Origin of the sequence: Flavobacterium algoritolerans (genome assembly GCF_030010385.1) — a bacterium.
GTDB classification, from domain to species: domain Bacteria; phylum Bacteroidota; class Bacteroidia; order Flavobacteriales; family Flavobacteriaceae; genus Flavobacterium; species Flavobacterium algoritolerans.
This window is the reverse complement of record NZ_JASCRZ010000001.1, coordinates 715762-732135: the sequence shown is the minus strand read 5'-3', so window position 1 is coordinate 732135 and position 16374 is coordinate 715762. Positions and strand designations below refer to the sequence as shown.

The 16374-nt window shown below is 37.1% G+C and carries 17 protein-coding genes and 1 tRNA gene; 10 read left to right on the top strand and 8 right to left on the bottom strand.

Going from position 1 to position 16374, the window contains the following annotated elements:
* Positions 1–3: 3 nt before the first annotated feature.
* From rpmF to accC, 4 genes are all read left to right on the top strand, one after another.
* Positions 4–198 carry a 50S ribosomal protein L32 gene (rpmF, locus tag QLS65_RS03180; RefSeq protein ID WP_007137315.1) on the top strand — a complete coding sequence of 65 codons (195 nt, stop codon included), beginning with the start codon at positions 4–6 and terminating at the stop codon, positions 196–198.
* A gap of 173 nt (positions 199–371) precedes the next feature.
* Positions 372–1370, top strand: coding sequence for a beta-ketoacyl-ACP synthase III (locus QLS65_RS03175; protein ID WP_282715151.1), 999 nt, complete (start codon positions 372–374; stop codon positions 1368–1370).
* A 23-nt stretch (positions 1371–1393) separates the two neighbouring features.
* Positions 1394–1873 (top strand): acetyl-CoA carboxylase biotin carboxyl carrier protein, encoded by a 480-nt coding sequence (gene accB, locus QLS65_RS03170; protein WP_099714177.1) that lies wholly within the window; start codon positions 1394–1396, stop codon positions 1871–1873.
* Between the two features lie 98 nt (positions 1874–1971).
* Positions 1972–3318 (top strand): acetyl-CoA carboxylase biotin carboxylase subunit, encoded by a 1347-nt coding sequence (accC, locus tag QLS65_RS03165; RefSeq protein WP_282710974.1) that lies wholly within the window; start codon positions 1972–1974, stop codon positions 3316–3318.
* Positions 3319–3385: 67 nt separating this feature from the next.
* Here accC and QLS65_RS03160 read toward each other — a convergent pair whose 3' ends face one another.
* Positions 3386–5287, bottom strand: coding sequence for a S9 family peptidase (locus tag QLS65_RS03160; RefSeq protein ID WP_282715149.1), 1902 nt, complete (start codon positions 5285–5287; stop codon positions 3386–3388).
* Positions 5288–5477: 190 nt separating this feature from the next.
* Between QLS65_RS03160 and QLS65_RS03155 the strand changes: the two genes are divergently transcribed.
* Together QLS65_RS03155 and mtgA are read left to right on the top strand one after the other, a co-directional pair.
* Positions 5478–6590 carry an NAD(P)/FAD-dependent oxidoreductase gene (locus QLS65_RS03155; protein ID WP_282715147.1) on the top strand — a complete coding sequence of 371 codons (1113 nt, stop codon included), beginning with the start codon at positions 5478–5480 and terminating at the stop codon, positions 6588–6590.
* Positions 6590–7330 (top strand): monofunctional biosynthetic peptidoglycan transglycosylase, encoded by a 741-nt coding sequence (mtgA, locus tag QLS65_RS03150; RefSeq protein ID WP_282715145.1) that lies wholly within the window; start codon positions 6590–6592, stop codon positions 7328–7330. Before QLS65_RS03155 ends, mtgA begins: the two co-directional genes overlap by 1 nt.
* Positions 7331–7424: 94 nt before the next feature.
* On the opposite strand, the gene QLS65_RS03145 is transcribed toward mtgA, so the two are convergent.
* Positions 7425–7498 (bottom strand) — tRNA-Ala (locus QLS65_RS03145).
* Between the two features lie 126 nt (positions 7499–7624).
* On the opposite strand from QLS65_RS03145, the gene QLS65_RS03140 reads away from it, so the two are divergent.
* The 3 genes from QLS65_RS03140 (at position 7625) to QLS65_RS03130 (ending at position 9814) form a co-directional block, all read left to right on the top strand.
* Positions 7625–8392, top strand: coding sequence for an enoyl-CoA hydratase/isomerase family protein (locus QLS65_RS03140; RefSeq protein ID WP_282715143.1), 768 nt, complete (start codon positions 7625–7627; stop codon positions 8390–8392).
* A gap of 200 nt (positions 8393–8592) precedes the next feature.
* Entirely contained in the window at positions 8593–9057 is a 465-nt protein-coding gene (locus QLS65_RS03135; RefSeq protein ID WP_099714184.1) for a 6-pyruvoyl trahydropterin synthase family protein, read from the top strand.
* Between the two features lie 4 nt (positions 9058–9061).
* Positions 9062–9814 carry a UDP-2,3-diacylglucosamine diphosphatase gene (locus tag QLS65_RS03130; RefSeq protein ID WP_282710969.1) on the top strand — a complete coding sequence of 251 codons (753 nt, stop codon included), beginning with the start codon at positions 9062–9064 and terminating at the stop codon, positions 9812–9814.
* Between the two features lie 3 nt (positions 9815–9817).
* Here QLS65_RS03130 and QLS65_RS03125 read toward each other — a convergent pair whose 3' ends face one another.
* The 6 genes from QLS65_RS03125 to QLS65_RS03100 all read right to left on the bottom strand — a co-directional run bounded on the left by QLS65_RS03125 (position 9818) and on the right by QLS65_RS03100 (position 15513).
* Positions 9818–10174, bottom strand: a complete 357-nt coding sequence (locus tag QLS65_RS03125; protein WP_282715140.1) for a hypothetical protein — start codon at positions 10172–10174, stop codon at positions 9818–9820.
* A gap of 147 nt (positions 10175–10321) precedes the next feature.
* Positions 10322–11590 (bottom strand): MFS transporter, encoded by a 1269-nt coding sequence (locus QLS65_RS03120; RefSeq protein WP_282715138.1) that lies wholly within the window; start codon positions 11588–11590, stop codon positions 10322–10324.
* Between the two features lie 10 nt (positions 11591–11600).
* On the bottom strand, positions 11601–13301 hold the full coding sequence (gene recJ / locus QLS65_RS03115) for a single-stranded-DNA-specific exonuclease RecJ (RefSeq protein ID WP_282710966.1): 1701 nt from the start codon (positions 13299–13301) through the stop codon (positions 11601–11603).
* Between the two features lie 103 nt (positions 13302–13404).
* A complete protein-coding gene (locus QLS65_RS03110) occupies positions 13405–13749 on the bottom strand; it encodes a HopJ type III effector protein (protein WP_282710965.1) in 345 nt (114 codons plus the stop codon).
* A 14-nt stretch (positions 13750–13763) separates the two neighbouring features.
* On the bottom strand, positions 13764–14477 hold the full coding sequence (gene rsmI, locus QLS65_RS03105) for a 16S rRNA (cytidine(1402)-2'-O)-methyltransferase (protein ID WP_282710964.1): 714 nt from the start codon (positions 14475–14477) through the stop codon (positions 13764–13766).
* Positions 14478–14553: 76 nt separating this feature from the next.
* On the bottom strand, positions 14554–15513 hold the full coding sequence (locus QLS65_RS03100) for a hypothetical protein (RefSeq protein ID WP_282710962.1): 960 nt from the start codon (positions 15511–15513) through the stop codon (positions 14554–14556).
* 244 nt (positions 15514–15757) lie between these two features.
* Here QLS65_RS03100 and QLS65_RS03095 point away from each other — a divergent pair, with 244 nt between their 5' ends.
* Positions 15758–16351 (top strand): thymidine kinase, encoded by a 594-nt coding sequence (locus QLS65_RS03095; RefSeq protein ID WP_196852309.1) that lies wholly within the window; start codon positions 15758–15760, stop codon positions 16349–16351.
* The last annotated feature ends 23 nt before the right edge of the window (positions 16352–16374 follow it).

The following is a 16374-nucleotide window of genomic DNA, read 5'->3' as shown; positions in this document are numbered from 1 at the left end:
AAAATGGCGCATCCTAAGAGAAAAATCTCCAAAACAAGAAGAGATAAAAGAAGAACACATTACAAAGCTACTGTAGCACAGATTGCTACTTGTCCTATCACAGGAGAAGCGCATTTATACCATAGAGCTTACTGGCATGAAGGTAAAATGTATTACAGAGGGCAAGTTGTTATAGATAAATCTGTAGCTGTTGCTTAATACATTTTTGTAAATGATATTCGAACTCTCACATCGTGAGAGTTTTTTTGTTGTTTATAATTTTCGTTAAATAAGAAGTTCCAAATCAAATGAGAATGGAATTTTTTTTGTAATTTTCAAGTCTTTTAAAAATTTTTCAAATGGCAACATTTGACAAAAAATAATCGCATACAATGAATACAATTACAGCCGCAATAACCGCTGTTGGAGCCTATGTTCCAGACTTTGTTTTAACTAACAAAGCTCTTGAGGCCATGGTTGACACCAATGACGAGTGGATAACCTCTCGTACAGGAATAAAGGAAAGAAGAATCCTCAAAGAAGAGGGTAAAGGAACTTCTTTTTTAGCAATAAAAGCTGCACAAGATTTATTAGCTAAAGCCAATATCGACCCTCTAGAAATAGACTTGTTGATAATGGCAACTGCAACGCCAGACATGCCTGTTGCTGCAACAGGTGTATATGTAGCAACCGAAATAGGAGCTTTAAATGCTTTTGCATATGATTTGCAAGCAGCATGTTCCAGTTTCTTATTTGGTATGTCAACTGCAGCAGCGTACGTACAGTCCGGAAGATACAAGAAAGTACTTTTAATTGGTGCTGATAAAATGTCTTCTATCGTAGATTACACAGATAGATCAACTTGTATCATTTTTGGAGACGGAGCTGGAGCAGTATTGTTTGAACCTAATTATGAAGGATTAGGGTTGCAAGACGAATACTTACGCAGTGATGGAATCGGAAGAGATTTTTTAAAGATTGATGCTGGTGGCTCTCTACTTCCTTCCTCTTACGAAACGGTAAGAGATAATAAACACAATATTATTCAAGATGGAAAAACAGTATTTAAATATGCTGTAACCAATATGGCTGATTCAAGTGAATTAATTCTGAAAAGAAATAATTTAACCAATGAAAATGTTGATTGGTTAGTTCCTCATCAAGCCAATAAACGTATTATCGATGCAACAGCAAATAGAATGAATTTAGAAGATTCTAAAGTGCTGATGAATATTGAAAAATACGGAAACACAACTTCTGCGACTTTACCATTAGTCCTTAATGATTTTGAACATTTATTCAAAAAAGGAGATACGATAATTTTGGCTGCTTTTGGAGGTGGATTCACTTGGGGATCTATATATCTAAAATGGGCATACGATAAAAAATAAATTTAAACTAAAAACAAATAATTATGGATTTAAAAGAAATTCAAAATCTAATCAAGTTTGTAGCAAATTCAGGAGTTGCAGAAGTTAAATTAGAGATGGATGATGTAAAAATTACCATCAGAACAACTTTAGAAGGGAATGTAACTGAGACCACGTATGTTCAACAAATGCCAGCTCAAGCTACACTTCCACAAGCAGCAGCACCGCAACAAATTGCTCCGGTTGCAGCAGCTCCAGAAGTTCCAGTAGTAGAAAATGCGCACTATATCACCATAAAATCTCCAATTATTGGAACTTTTTACAGAAAACCATCTCCAGATAAACCAATGTTTGTTGAAGTAGGTAAAACAATTTCTAAAGGTGACGTGCTTTGTGTAATTGAAGCCATGAAATTATTTAATGAAATTGAATCTGAAGTTTCTGGTAAAATTGTAAAAATATTGGTTGACGATATGTCTCCAGTAGAATTTGACCAGCCGTTATTCTTAGTAGATCCATCATAAGAAATTATAAATTATAAATTATAAATTTTGAATGATGAGTTTTCGTTATTTGAAGTAATTTAAAATTTAAAATTCAACATTTAAAATTTCAAATAAAGATGTTTAAAAAAATATTGATTGCCAATAGAGGGGAAATTGCGTTACGCGTAATTAGGACATGCAAGGAAATGGGTATAAAAACAGTAGCCGTTTATTCTACTGCAGATGCTGAAAGTCTACATGTAAAGTTTGCTGATGAAGCGGTTTGTATTGGACCACCTCCAAGCAACTTGTCCTATTTAAAAATGTCAAATATTATTGCCGCTGCCGAAATTACAAATGCAGATGCAATACACCCAGGATACGGATTCCTTTCTGAAAATTCTAAATTTTCTAAAATTTGTCAAGAGCATGGTATCAAATTCATTGGAGCTTCTCCTGAGATGATTGATAGAATGGGAGATAAAGCTTCCGCAAAAGCTACGATGATTGAAGCAGGTGTTCCTTGTGTTCCAGGTTCAGTAGGAATTTTAGAATCGTATGAGCAAGCTTTACAATTATCAAGAGATTTTGGCTACCCAGTAATGCTTAAAGCAACTGCTGGTGGTGGTGGAAAAGGAATGAGAGCCGTTTGGAAAGAAGATGAATTGTTGAAAGCTTGGGAAGGTGCACGTCAGGAATCTGCGGCAGCTTTTGGAAATGACGGAATGTATCTTGAGAAATTAATCGAAGAGCCACGCCACATTGAAATTCAAGTAGTAGGTGATTCTTACGGAAAAGCCTGTCATCTTTCTGAAAGAGATTGTTCCGTTCAAAGACGTCATCAAAAATTAACCGAAGAGACTCCATCTCCATTTATGACAGATGAGTTGCGTGTAAAAATGGGTGAAGCAGCTGTAAAAGCAGCCGAATACATTAAATATGAAGGTGCTGGAACAGTAGAATTTTTGGTGGACAAACACCGTAATTTCTACTTTATGGAAATGAATACCCGTATTCAAGTGGAGCACCCAATTACGGAGCAGGTTATTGATTATGACTTAATCCGTGAGCAAATTATGGTTGCTGCTGGAATACCTATTTCGGGTAAAAATTACTTGCCACAATTACACGCGATCGAATGCAGAATTAATGCAGAAGATCCTTATAATGATTTCCGTCCGTCTCCGGGGAAAATCACAACATTACATATGCCAGGTGGACATGGAGTTCGTTTAGATACTCACGTGTATTCAGGCTATACTATTCCACCAAATTACGATTCAATGATTGCAAAACTTATTACTACTGCTCAATCTCGTGAGGAAGCCATTAGTAAAATGAGAAGAGCCTTGGATGAATTTGTAATCGAAGGAATAAAAACGACAATTCCGTTTCATAGACAATTGATGGACGATCCTCGTTACATAGCAGGAGAGTACACAACTGCATTTATGGATACTTTCAAAATGAACGATCCGGAATAGTAAATTCAAAATATAAAAAAAACCTCACTGAAAAGTGAGGTTTTTTGTTTTCTATCGATATATAAATCTACAAAGTTTCTTTCAACCATTTGAAAAATTCACTTTGCCAAACCTGAGCATTCTGAGGTTTTAATACCCAATGATTTTCTTCGGGGAAATACAAAAATCTACTTTTTACTCCTCGTAATTGTGCCGCTTGAAAAGCTTCTTGTCCTTGTCCAGTTGGTACACGAAAATCTTTTCCGCCTTGAATAATTAAAATAGGGGTATTCCATTTTTCTACCAGCGTCATTGGATTGAATGTTGTATAAGCTTTTTGTGCAACAGCATTATCTTTTTCCCAATAAGCACCGCCAAAATCCCAGTTGGTAAAGAAAACTTCTTCGGTAGTTCCATACATGCTTTGGGTATTAAAAATACCGTCATGGGCAATAAAAGTTTTGAATCGGTTGTTGTGGATTCCGGCTAAATAGAAAACAGAATATCCGCCGTAACTGGCGCCAACACATCCTAAACGTGTTGCATCAACATATTTTTCCTTCGCTACATCATCAATTGCAGATAGGTAATCATCAATTACTTGTCCGCCCCAATCTTTACTGATTTGCTCATTCCATTCCACGCCATGACCTTGCATACCGCGACGGTTTGGAGCAACAACAATATACCCATTGGCAGCCATCAACTGTAAATTCCATCGGTAAGAATAAAATTGTGTCAATGGAGACTGTGGCCCACCTTGACAATACAAAAGTGTTGGATATTTTTTTGTGGCGTCAAAATTAGGCGGAAGTACCACCCAAACTAACATTTTTTTACCGTCCGTAGTCGTTACATATCTTCTTTCGGTTTTGCTTAACGCCAAAGAATTATACGTTGCTGTATTGACATTGGACAATTGTTTCCAAGTGCTTTTCTTTAAATTATACGAAAAAATTTCCGCAGCATGATTCATATCAGTTCTCGTTACAATAATGTTGTCACCAGAAAAACCAACTAAATCATTGACATCAAATTCTCCAGTGGTGATTTGACGAACGGTAATTACTATTTTTGCAAGACCCGGAAAATTAACTTCAAACAATTGTTTTGTACCGTCTATCGGCGCCACAAAATAGACTTTTTTTCCGTCACTACTCCAGATAAAATGATCGACAGTACCGTCCCAATTTGCCGTTAGGTTCATTTTCATTCCTTTGAAACTAACAATCAGGTCGTTTTTATCGGCTTCATAACCGTCTCGTTTCATTTGTAACCAAGTCAAATTTCCTGTAGGAGAAAATTGAGGAGCAATATCATATCCTAGATTTTCTTCGGTTCGATTGCTAGTTTTTCCAGTTTCCAGATTGTATTCGAAGATATTGGTGTTGGTAGAAACTGCATATTCGGTCCCTGATTTTTTCTTACTTACATAAAGGATACTTTTGCTGTCTGGTGACCAAATGTAATCTTCGTTTCCACCAAAAGGTTTTTGTGGACTGTCAAAATTTTCTCCTTTCAGAATGTCAATTCCCGTTGCGCCTTCTTTGTTTTCTTTGTAAAAAACATGGTTGTATTTACCTTCGTTCCAGGTGTCCCAATGGCGATAATTCAAGCCATCGTAGATTTGAACATCTGATTTTTCCAGTTCAGGATAAAAATCTTTTCCGTGAATTTTTTCGATTTTTACTTCTTCATTGTAAACAATATATTTCCCGTCTGGAGAAATGTTCTTGTCTTTTAATAGATCTTTAGTCTCTTTTACTTCGGTTGGATTTCCACCATTTACGGGTAAAATGTAGAATTTTGTGTCCGATTTATTTTCTTGAACAGAAGGAGTTGTTACTTTGTAAACTATATTTTTTCCATCTTTGGAAATACCTAAAGGAGTTACTCTTCCTAGTTTCCAAAGTAGTTCTGGAGTCATTACATTTTGTGCCATAGCATTTAAACTCATCATTAATAAGGGTATAAGCAGTATTTTTTTCATTTAAATAATTGATTTTTTCGAATGCTAAAATTAGCCAATTTAATTTGATGTTTTTTCGTTTTTAACACTTGCTTTTTAGCCCAGATTACGTCACACTACTTTTATTTTAATTTGGAGTTAAGTAAATTTATTTATAACGGATAGCAGGATTAGCTTCAAAAAATTATTATTTTTATGAAAAAAATTGAACATGGATTTGAGCTATTGGGAATTAAAAAACTGGTTTACTGATGTAGATTATACTATCGTAGGAAGCGGTATTGTGGGCTTGCATGCTGCATTACGCTTGCGCGAAAGATTCCCCGAAAGCAAAATTCTAGTGTTGGAAAAAGGAATGTTACCGCAGGGAGCGAGTACGAAAAATGCCGGTTTTGCGTGTTTCGGAAGCCTTTCAGAAATTATAGATGATTTAAAATCCCATTCAGAGGAAGAAGTGATTCATCTTGTTCAAAAACGATGGAAAGGCTTGCAATTGTTACGAAAAAGACTCGGTGATGATACGATAGATTTCAAACCGTATGGCGGTTATGAGTTGTTTTTAAAAGACGACGAAAGTTGTTACAGTGAGTGTGTCGGGAAATTACCGTTTATCAATGAAATTTTAAGACCACTTTTCAAAGCGGATGTTTTTGCCAAGGAAGTAGACCGTTTTGGGTTCAACGGCATACAGGAATATTTGGTTTTCAATCCTTTTGAAGCGCAAATTGATACCGGAAATATGATGCAGGCGTTGTTGAAAGAAGCGGTTTCTAAAAATATTTTAATTTTAAACCAACAAACTGTTACCTCTTATTTCGACAAAGGGAATGGAGTGGAAGTGGCTCTTGGCGATTTCAGTTTTAGTACCCAAAAAATATTGTTTGCTACGAACGGTTTTGCCCATACATTGACAAATGGAGCCGTAAAACCAGCCAGAGCACAGGTTTTAATTACGGAGCCTATTAAAAATTTAGACATAAAAGGGACTTTTCACTTAGATAGAGGGTATTATTATTTCAGGAATATTGGGGATAGAATACTACTGGGCGGAGGAAGAAACCTGGATTTTGAGACGGAGAACACAGCAGAATTTGGGCAAACAGAAATCGTCCAAAAAAAATTGGAACAATTATTAAAAGAAGTAATTTTGCCTCATCAGGATTTCCAAATTGCGCACCGCTGGAGCGGTATTATGGGTATTGGCAACAGCAAGAATCCAATTGTTTCACAACTGTCCGATAATGTCTATTGTGGCGTACGTTTGGGCGGAATGGGAGTGGCAATAGGAAGTTTAATTGGAACAGAATTAGCAGATTTAGTATAATGGCAACGAAAATAACACCAAGAAAATCAAGACAACCCGTTAAAAAAGAACCCACCTCTTTTATGAGCAAACTAACCCGTTTTTTATTCAAAGCATTGTTATGGTTCTTTGGACTCTCTTTGTTTTTTGTGGTACTTTTTAAATTTGTTCCGGTTCCGTTTACGCCTTTAATGGTGATTCGGGCGATTGAAAACAAAGCTACCGGGAAAGAAGTTTTTTTCAGCCATGACTGGGAACCTATTGAAAACATCTCGATGAATCTTCAAAAAGCCGTAATCGCCAGTGAAGATGGAACGTTCCTGAAACACAATGGTTTTGATTTTGTCGCAATGCAAAAAGCGTATAAAAGCAATGAAAGAGGCCGAAGAATAAAGGGTGGAAGTACCATATCACAACAAACAGCCAAGAATGTTTTCCTTTGGCAAGGCCGCAGTTATTTGAGAAAAGGACTTGAAGCGTATTTTACGGTTCTGATTGAAATTATTTGGGGAAAAGAACGCATCATGGAAGTGTACTTGAACAGCATCGAAATGGGAAATGGTGTGTATGGAGCACAGGCAGCCGCAGAACATTGGTATCGAAAAGGAGCTTCCAGTCTCACGTCGATGCAGGCCGCAGGTATTGCCGCAATATTACCTAATCCAAGAAAATATTCGGCGACCAGTTCTTCCTCATACATCAACAGACGAAAAGCTAAAATTGTTCGCGTGATGAGACAAGTAGGGAAAATAGACTATTAAAAATAGTTTTTCTTACCTCAGAAACACAATCAAACAATTTCTAAAAATAAAAAACCGTAAACTCTTAATTAAAAGATTTTACGGTTTTATTTTGTGGAGAATATCGGATTCGAACCGATCACCTCTTGCCTGCCAGGCAAGCGCTCTAGCCAAATGAGCTAATCCCCCAAACTAGAGCGCAAATATAACATATAAATTTCCCAAAAAGCAAATTTCAAAATGCAAATCCATTCTATATGAAAAAAAGTCAAATCCTCCTTTACTTTTTTTTAACTTTACATCAAAATCCCCACTATGGTATCAAAAAACCCAACAGGTTCGCTCTTCACAACAATCGAAAATAAAATCGCAACCGTTACATTTGGTCACCCTTCGAGTAATTCTTTTCCAAGAGAATTGTTGGATCGTTTAACGAATGAGTTCATTATTTTGAGCACGAATCCAGCCGTTTCGGTGATTGTTATTCAAAGCGAAGGCTCGGGAGCTTTTTGTGCAGGAGCTTCTTTTGATGAACTTTTGGCTGTTTCTGATGAAGCAGCAGGAAACCAGTTTTTCTCCGGATTTGCGCATTTAATCAATGCAATGCGTTCGTGTTCTAAGCTTATTGTGGGTCGCGTTCACGGAAAAGCAGTTGGCGGCGGCGTAGGAATTGCTTCCGCTTGTGATTATACATTGGCGACAAAAAACGCATCAATAAAACTATCGGAATTGGCAATCGGAATAGGTCCCTTTGTGATAGAACCTGTAGTTTCCAAGAAAATCGGTAAGACGGCAATGGCCGAAATGACGCTCGCAGCCCACGAATGGAAAACCGCTGATTGGGCTGCAGCCAAAGGATTGTACGCCAATACTTTTGAAACCGCCGAAGAACTGGATGCAGCAATAACTGATTTCAGCGCTAAATTATCCAGTTATAATCCCGAAGCTTTACTGGAAATGAAAAAAGTGTTGTGGGAAGGAACGCAACATTGGGATACATTGTTGCTGGAACGCGCCGCGATTTCAGGAAAATTGGTATTGTCTGATTTTACCAGAAAAGCGTTGTCCCAATTCAAAAAGTAATTTTTTCAGGATTTATTTCAGGAGCTATTTCCTGCTGTTCACTATATCTTTTTATAAGGTGAAGAAAAATCACCTTATAAAAAGGATGCCTCCCGAAGCTTCGGGATCATCAGGGCTAGACTTCAGTGGAATCCAAATACCAAGATTTACATCTCATTTCTCATATCAATTTGCTAAATTTGCATCAAAATTAAACTCCGATGAGCAATATCAGAATTACAAAACAATTTAGTTTCGAAACCGGACACGCTTTATACGGTTATGACGGGAAATGTAAAAATGTTCACGGACATAGTTATAAATTGTCAGTAACGGTAATTGGAACTCCAATTACAGATCGTTCCAATGTGAAATTTGGAATGGTGATTGACTTCACGGATTTAAAGAAAATTGTAAAAGAAGAAATTGTAGATCAATTTGACCATGCAACTGTTTTCAACGGAACGACTCCGCATATCGAATTGGCAAACGAATTAATGAGCCGCGGACACCACGTTATTTTGGTAGATTACCAACCAACAAGCGAAAATATGGTAGTCGATTTTTCTCAAAGAATCATCAGCCGATTACCGGAAGGAATCACTCTTTTCTCTTTGAAATTACAAGAAACCGAATCTTCTTTTGCAGAATGGTTTGCTAGTGATAATATGAAATCCATACTGTAACTTCATGCAATTACCCAATAACAAAAAAATATATTTCGCCTCCGACCAGCATTTTGGCGCACCAACACCTGAATTGAGTTTTCCGAGAGAACAAAAATTCGTGGCTTGGCTCGATGAGGTAAAAGGCGATGCCGAAGCTATTTTTCTATTGGGCGATTTATTTGATTTTTGGTTCGAATACAAAACTGTAGTCCCAAAAGGATTTATTCGTGTTTTAGGCAAACTCGCCGAAATCCGAGACAGTGGAATCCCTATTTATTTTTTCGTGGGAAACCATGATTTATGGATGGAAGATTATTTCCAGAAAGAACTGAATATTCCCGTGTTTCATGACAATCAAGAATACACTTTTGGAGATAAAACATTCCTTATTGGTCACGGCGACGGAAAAGGTCCTGGCGATTTAGGATACAAACGCATGAAAAAGATATTTACAAATCCATTTTTCAAATGGCTTTTTAGATGGCTTCATCCTGATATTGGCGTGAAGCTGGCGCAATACCTTTCCGTAAAAAACAAATTGATTTCTGGTGATGAAGATGTGACTTTTCTTGGCGAAGACAACGAATGGCTGATTCTTTATTCCAAAAGGAAATTAGAAACCAAACACTACAATTACCTTATTTTTGGCCACCGTCATTTGCCTATGAAAGTAACCGTAGGAGAAAATGCCGAGTATGTGAATCTGGGTGACTGGATTACGTATTTTACCTATGGTGTTTTTGATGGCGAGAATTTTGAGATTAAAAAGTATTAAGTCTCAATTCATTCCCTCTCCATACAAATATTCATCTAGATTTATTTTAAACAAAGTACCTTCCACCAAGTCTTTTACGGCATCTAATTCTTCCATGGAAACGGCTAAATCAATTTGGGAACAAGGCGTTTTTAGTAAAAATTTGTGGCATTTGTTTTTCAGTTCACAATCCTCGCAGCATTTATTTTGGAAATAGCTGTCCTCAATACAGCGCTTAAATAGTTGCAGTTCCTGTTGGGTAAAATAAAAACCCATTTCTCTAAAAACCAGTTGGACTTTGTCCAGTACAATGCCATTATCCTTTCTCCAGTAAAAAGAAGTACCTAAATTGTTATGATATATTTGTTTTATTTCTTGCATCTGTCATCAGTTTGAAACAAATATAAGTATTATTTATATTTATTCTAAATAATAAAACATAAAAAAGACATAAAAAAGTCGGTAAGTAATCTTGAGATTATTTTACCGACTGGCTATAGGAAGTTTTTTTTCTAAAAAATCTATTTATTACTCGCTCTTTTCGTGTTCTTCTATATCTTTTTGTAAGTCTAGTTTTCTAAAAGTAGGCGATACGGCTCCGGTTAGAAATACGGTTATAAGTGTCATGCTTCCGCCAAAGACCACTGCGCTAACAGTTCCCATCAGCTTTGCAGTTAATCCGCTTTCAAAAGCACCCAATTCATTGGAAGAACTCACAAAAATAGAATTCACAGCTGCAACTCGGCCTCGCATGTGATCGGGAGTTTTCAATTGCAAAATAGTTTGGCGTATCACTACCGAAATTCCGTCGAAAACACCGCTTAAAAACAAAGCCGTAACTGACAACCAAAAAATAGACGAAAGTCCAAAAACGATAATACAAATCCCAAACGCAAAAATTGCCGACAGCAGTTTCATACCCGCATTTTTAGTAAAAGGAATATAAGCGGAGATTATCAGCATTAAAAAAGCTCCAACAGCAGGAGCGGCTCTCAAAACACCAAATCCCTGCGGTCCCACTTTTAAAATATCTTGTGCAAAAATGGGTAACAAAGCAACGGCTCCACCAAAAAGAACGGCAATCATATCCAATGATAAAGCGCCTAAAATCGTCTTATTGTTGAAAACAAATTTTACACCTTCTTTCAAACTTTCCATAATAGGTTCCCCAATTTTTGGATTCAAAATAGGCTTCGTTGCTATTTGGGTTAAAGAGATTAGCGCCAAAAGTGAACATCCCAAAACGATAGACATTGACCAGTGAACGCCAATCCAATTGATGGAAAAACCGGCTACTGCAGGTCCTAAAACCGAACTTATTTGCCATACGGAACTGCTCCATGTGGCAGCATTTGGATATATTTTTTTAGGAACAATCAATGCCAAAAGAGAAAATATCGTCGGGCCAAGAAAAGCACGGACCAATCCTCCTAAAAACACGAAAAAGTAAATGGAGTATAAAATAGTTTGGGTAGAAAAATCTTTTATAAACGGTGGCCACGTAAATAAAAACAAGCCCAAACTAATGATTGAAAACCCTAAAATACATTTGAAAAGCAATCCTTTTTTCTCTTTTTGATCCACAATGTGTCCGGCAAATAATGCCATCGAAATAGCTGGAATGACTTCCATTAATCCAATGATTCCTAACGATAACGGATTTTTGGTCAAACTATATACTTCCCATTCAATCACGATAAACTGCATTGACCAACCAAAAACCATGGCAAAACGTAATAATAAAAAAATATTGAATTCTTTATAACGCAGGGCAGAGTATGGGTCGTTTTTTTTCATAGCAACACAATCATTGTTTAATATCTCGCAATCGCAATTGCAAACTGAATTTGCCTTTCCATTCGTTTTCATCAATGCAATACACGGCTTGAAAAGGTTTTTGATGGGTAGTCAGTTCGATTTTGTTTCCCAAATTAAAACCAATTGCAGCGATGCCTTCGGTCCCGAGGCTTCGGGATTGTTTAACAAAAAGTTTTAAATGTTCGTCTTCTTGTCCAAGCGGTTTTCCATAACCGGTATCTTTGATGTTTTTGGTCAGGAAAATTGGAGTCATATTTTGTGGGCCGTACGGTTCAAATTGTTTCAGGATTCTAATTAATTTTGGGGTAATATCCGCAAAATCAATTTCGGCATCAACCGCAATTTCGGGCGTCAACATATCCGGATGAATGGTTCTTTCGACTTCTTTTTCGAAAGCATCTTTGAAGATTTGATAGTTTTCTTCCTTCAACGTCATTCCCGCAGCATACATATGACCACCAAATTGTTCCAAATGTTCGGTACACGCTTCGAGAGCATTATACACATCAAATCCTTTTACGGAACGTGCCGAAGCGGCATATTTATTGCCACTTTTAGTAAAAACAAGTGTCGGACGGTAATAGGTTTCTATCAATCGGGAAGCGACAATTCCTATCACACCTTTGTGCCAATCTTCTTGAAAAACTACGGAGGTAAAACGTTCTTTTTCATTGTTTTCCTCAATTTGTTTTAACGCCTCTTTCGTGATTAATTTGTCTAAATCCTTTCGCTCCGAATTATACGCCTCGATTTCGGAAGCAAATTGTTGAGCTTGGTCAAAATCAAATTCGGTTAATAATTCCACCGCATGATTGCCGTGTTTGATGCGTCCGGCTGCGTTTATTCTGGGTGCGATGATGAAAACAACATCGGTAATATCTAAGGTTTGTTTTTTTATTTGGTGAATGATGGCTTTGATTCCTGGTCTTGGGTCAGAATTGATGACTTGCAATCCAAAATAAGCCAACACCCGATTCTCTCCGGTCATCGGGACGATATCAGCAGCAATTGCAGCCGAAACTAAATCCAGATAGGGAATCAAATCATCGATTGTCTGGTTTCTGTTTTTCCCCAATGCCTGAATCAACTTGAAACCTATTCCGCAACCGCACAATTCATCATAAGGATAAGTGCAGTCGTCTCGTTTTGGGTCGAGAACGGCAACGGCTTCAGGTAAAAAATCTCCCGGTCTGTGGTGGTCACAAATGATAAAATCGATGTTTCGTGCTTTGGCGTATGCCACATGATCGATGGATTTTATACCGCAATCCAAAGCAATGATGAGTGAAAATCCATTGTCATCAGCAAAGTCAATTCCCTTAAAAGATATTCCATAACCTTCGTCATAACGATCGGGAATGTAGGTCGCCACGTTTGGATAATAGGTTTTTAAATAGGAAGAAACGAGTGAAACTGCGGTGGTTCCATCTACATCATAATCGCCAAAAACAAGGATGTTTTCCTCGTTTTCAATCGCTTCTTCGATTCGGGCGACTGCTTTTTCCATATCTTTCATCAAATATGGATCGTGCAAATCATCTAAACTTGGGCGAAAAAACCGTTTGGCATCTTCAAAAGTTTCGATGCCGCGTTGCACTAATAAAGTGGCCACAAAATCCTCGACATTCAAAGCTTTCGCCAAATTTTTCACGGTATCTTCGGAAGGTTTTGATTTAAGGGTCCAACGCATACTGGTTTGGGATTATAAAAATTAGGAATTCGAAAAAGTAACTACCGCTAATTCCGTTAATTATGTCTTTCGATTTAATTTACGAATTAGCGTTTTAACTTTTTTATTTCAATACTAAAGCACTTCCGTAAAATGCAATTCCATCCCAACCGGTTTTCATGAAATTGCGAATGTTTTGATGATCAGTTCCGTTTGGATTTTTTAAAACATCTTCGTAATAATATGCTCCAAAACAAGCTAATGTTTCTGCTTCTGATAGGTTTTGAATTTCGGCGAAAGCAAATAATTTACAGGAACCTGAATTTTCTCCAGCTGCATTGTGTTGCAAACCGTTCTCAAATGCCGTTGGAGTAAAGTCGTAGTTTTTTTCAATTGTTGCAATGGTTTCTGCAAAAGCGATGGATTCTGGTGTCTGCTTTAATTTTTCTAAAAAGGATTCTAAATTCATGGTATTTTTATAGGTTATTCTTCTTCCGAAAATTTACTTTTTTTAGGTTCTTTCGTGATTGTTTTTCCACTGACTACGACTACAATTTCTCCTCTTGGCGCTATTTTATCAAAATGAGCGACCACTTCTTTAACTGTTCCGCGAACATTTTCTTCGTGCAGTTTGGATAATTCCCTGGAAACTGATATTTGGCGGTCTTTGCCAAAATAGGTGATGAATTCTGCTAAAGTCTTCACTAATTTATGGGGTGAAACATATAAAATCATCGTTCTAGTTTCTTCCGCTAATGCTAAATATCGGGTTTGACGTCCTTTTTTGTCAGGCAAAAACCCTTCGAAAACAAATTTGTCATTGGGTAAGCCGCTGTTGACTAATGCCGGAACAAATGCTGTTGCACCAGGCAAACATTCTACGTCAATTCCGTTTTCAACGCAAGCGCGGGTCAATAAAAAACCGGGATCCGAAATGGCAGGCGTTCCCGCATCGGATATCAAGGCGATATTTTCTCCGGCTTTCAATCTCGAAATTAAATTCTCGATGGTTTTGTGTTCGTTGTGCATGTGATGGCTGTACATGTGTGTGCCAATCTCGAAATGCTTCAACAATTTTCCGCTCGTACGCGTGTCTTCGGCGAGAATCAAATCGACTTCCTTAAGAATCCGAATCGCTCGAAAAGTCATGTCTTCGAGATTGCCGATAGGCGTAGGAACGATGTATAATTTTGACATAGATAAAATAATTAAATACAAATTTTATAGAAAATCTGTATTTGTTCAAATGTATATTCAGAAAATTTAAGGAAGTTTACAAGAATTTCTTCTCTATAATATCCATAAAACGTTCCTCATATTCTTGTTTTCCTTCCCAGTTATTGTAGTCCGGTTTTACCATTTCCTGAATAAAATCTCTGGTTTCGTAGAACGTATCAAACGTGATTAATTGATTTAAAACACGGTTGTAATCTTCGCTGCTGTTTCCAAAAAGGTGTTTTATAAAAGCAATGCGATCATTCAAATCGATGTTGATTCCTTTGGCTAATTTTTCGTTCAGTGAAACTGTTTTTGGTTCAACTGTTTCTTCTTCCTCCGCAACGATTTCTTTTGGAGTTTCGATTACTACTGCAGTGGGAATATTTTCAATTTGTTGCACTTTTACAAATTGGGTGTCATGGTAATTTCCACCCAATAAATCTTCGAAAGAAATTTGTACCGGTTCCATTTTCTTTGGAGCTTCCACTTCCGTTTCTACTTCCTCCTCTTGAGATAATTCAAAAGCCGGAGTGAACGCTGCCATTTCAGGTGCTGAAGTTTCTTTTTCCTCCACAACTATTTCTTCCTCAATAATGGGTTCTTCTTTTTCTTCTTCCAGAGTTACTTCTTCATTAGAAATTGTTTCTTCCAAAGGAACTTCAATAGTTTCTTCTTCCACAATATTTGTTTCAGATTCAGATTCATCAGCAGTTGTTGTTGCTTGTTCCAAAGGCGTTTCAGCGATTTCTTCAACGACAGTTTTCTCGATTATTGCTTTAGCTTCCGGTTGAACCGATTCTGTTTTGTCAAAAATAGATTCAATTTCTCTGTTAATTTCCTGAATACCAATTGTTGGTTTTGCCTCACTAAAGTGCTCCTCTACAAATCGTAAGACAGAAAGTTTTTCATATAATTTCTGCGTTTCCAGATATAATTGATTGATGTCAGATTTATTTTTTAATTGTAATATTCTGTGTGCAATGCTGATTAAATCGGCTTCCAATTTTTTTTTCATAACTTTTGAAATTATAGTGTGTTAGGCGGGTCTTTTTAATAAATATCTTCCTATTTTTATTTAGCATAAGGAAGAAGGAACCTTTGCTCGCATGATTTTATTTTTTAAATAAGAGCTCGCGAATCTCCGATTCAATAAAAATGTTATACTTTTGAAACGACGTAAAAGTATAAAATTTTTAAGTCGGTTTTATCCATTACAAAGTAATAAAAACTATTCATTTTTTAAGTCAGAAAAGTACAAAATGTTTCTCGAAAATACAGTAAATCATAAAGAACAATTTGGTTGGATCGAAGTCATTTGTGGCTCCATGTTTTCGGGTAAAACCGAGGAATTGATCCGTCGTTTGAAAAGAGCGCAGTTTGCCAAGCAAAAAGTAGAAATTTTCAAACCGGCAATCGATACGCGCTATGATGATGAAATGGTCGTGTCGCACGATGCCAATGAAATCCGTTCTACGCCCGTTCCTGCTGCCGCAAATATTGCTATTTTGGCGCAAGGTTGTGATGTCGTAGGAATTGACGAAGCACAATTTTTTGATGACGAAATTGTCAAAATTTGTAATGATTTGGCCAATCAGGGAATACGAGTAATTGTTGCCGGATTAGATATGGATTTCAAAGGGAATCCTTTTGGTCCGATGCCGGCTTTAATGGCAACTGCCGAATATGTTACCAAAGTACATGCCGTGTGTACCCGCACCGGAAATTTGGCGAATTACAGTTTCCGAAAAACTGACAATGATAAACTGGTCATGTTAGGCGAAACCGAAGAATACGAGCCGTTAAGCCGTGCAGCGTATTTTCACGCGATGAAGAAGGATCAGGAGAAAAAATAGAAATCCTCTCCTCTCCCTACGCT

Excerpts from the sequence above, each read along its gene's own strand:
- rpmF (WP_007137315.1), top strand. The coding sequence starts at position 4 with ATGGCGCATCCTAAGAGAAAAATCTCCAAAACAAGAAGAGATAAAAGA.
- QLS65_RS03175 (WP_282715151.1), top strand. The coding sequence starts at position 372 with ATGAATACAATTACAGCCGCAATAACCGCTGTTGGAGCCTATGTTCCA.
- accB (WP_099714177.1), top strand. The coding sequence starts at position 1,394 with ATGGATTTAAAAGAAATTCAAAATCTAATCAAGTTTGTAGCAAATTCA.
- accC (WP_282710974.1), top strand. The coding sequence starts at position 1,972 with ATGTTTAAAAAAATATTGATTGCCAATAGAGGGGAAATTGCGTTACGC.
- QLS65_RS03160 (WP_282715149.1), bottom strand. The coding sequence starts at position 5,287 with ATGAAAAAAATACTGCTTATACCCTTATTAATGATGAGTTTAAATGCT.
- QLS65_RS03155 (WP_282715147.1), top strand. The coding sequence starts at position 5,478 with ATGGATTTGAGCTATTGGGAATTAAAAAACTGGTTTACTGATGTAGAT.
- mtgA (WP_282715145.1), top strand. The coding sequence starts at position 6,590 with ATGGCAACGAAAATAACACCAAGAAAATCAAGACAACCCGTTAAAAAA.
- QLS65_RS03140 (WP_282715143.1), top strand. The coding sequence starts at position 7,625 with ATGGTATCAAAAAACCCAACAGGTTCGCTCTTCACAACAATCGAAAAT.
- QLS65_RS03135 (WP_099714184.1), top strand. The coding sequence starts at position 8,593 with ATGAGCAATATCAGAATTACAAAACAATTTAGTTTCGAAACCGGACAC.
- QLS65_RS03130 (WP_282710969.1), top strand. The coding sequence starts at position 9,062 with ATGCAATTACCCAATAACAAAAAAATATATTTCGCCTCCGACCAGCAT.
- QLS65_RS03125 (WP_282715140.1), bottom strand. The coding sequence starts at position 10,174 with ATGCAAGAAATAAAACAAATATATCATAACAATTTAGGTACTTCTTTT.
- QLS65_RS03120 (WP_282715138.1), bottom strand. The coding sequence starts at position 11,590 with ATGAAAAAAAACGACCCATACTCTGCCCTGCGTTATAAAGAATTCAAT.
- recJ (WP_282710966.1), bottom strand. The coding sequence starts at position 13,301 with ATGCGTTGGACCCTTAAATCAAAACCTTCCGAAGATACCGTGAAAAAT.
- QLS65_RS03110 (WP_282710965.1), bottom strand. The coding sequence starts at position 13,749 with ATGAATTTAGAATCCTTTTTAGAAAAATTAAAGCAGACACCAGAATCC.
- rsmI (WP_282710964.1), bottom strand. The coding sequence starts at position 14,477 with ATGTCAAAATTATACATCGTTCCTACGCCTATCGGCAATCTCGAAGAC.
- QLS65_RS03100 (WP_282710962.1), bottom strand. The coding sequence starts at position 15,513 with ATGAAAAAAAAATTGGAAGCCGATTTAATCAGCATTGCACACAGAATA.
- QLS65_RS03095 (WP_196852309.1), top strand. The coding sequence starts at position 15,758 with ATGTTTCTCGAAAATACAGTAAATCATAAAGAACAATTTGGTTGGATC.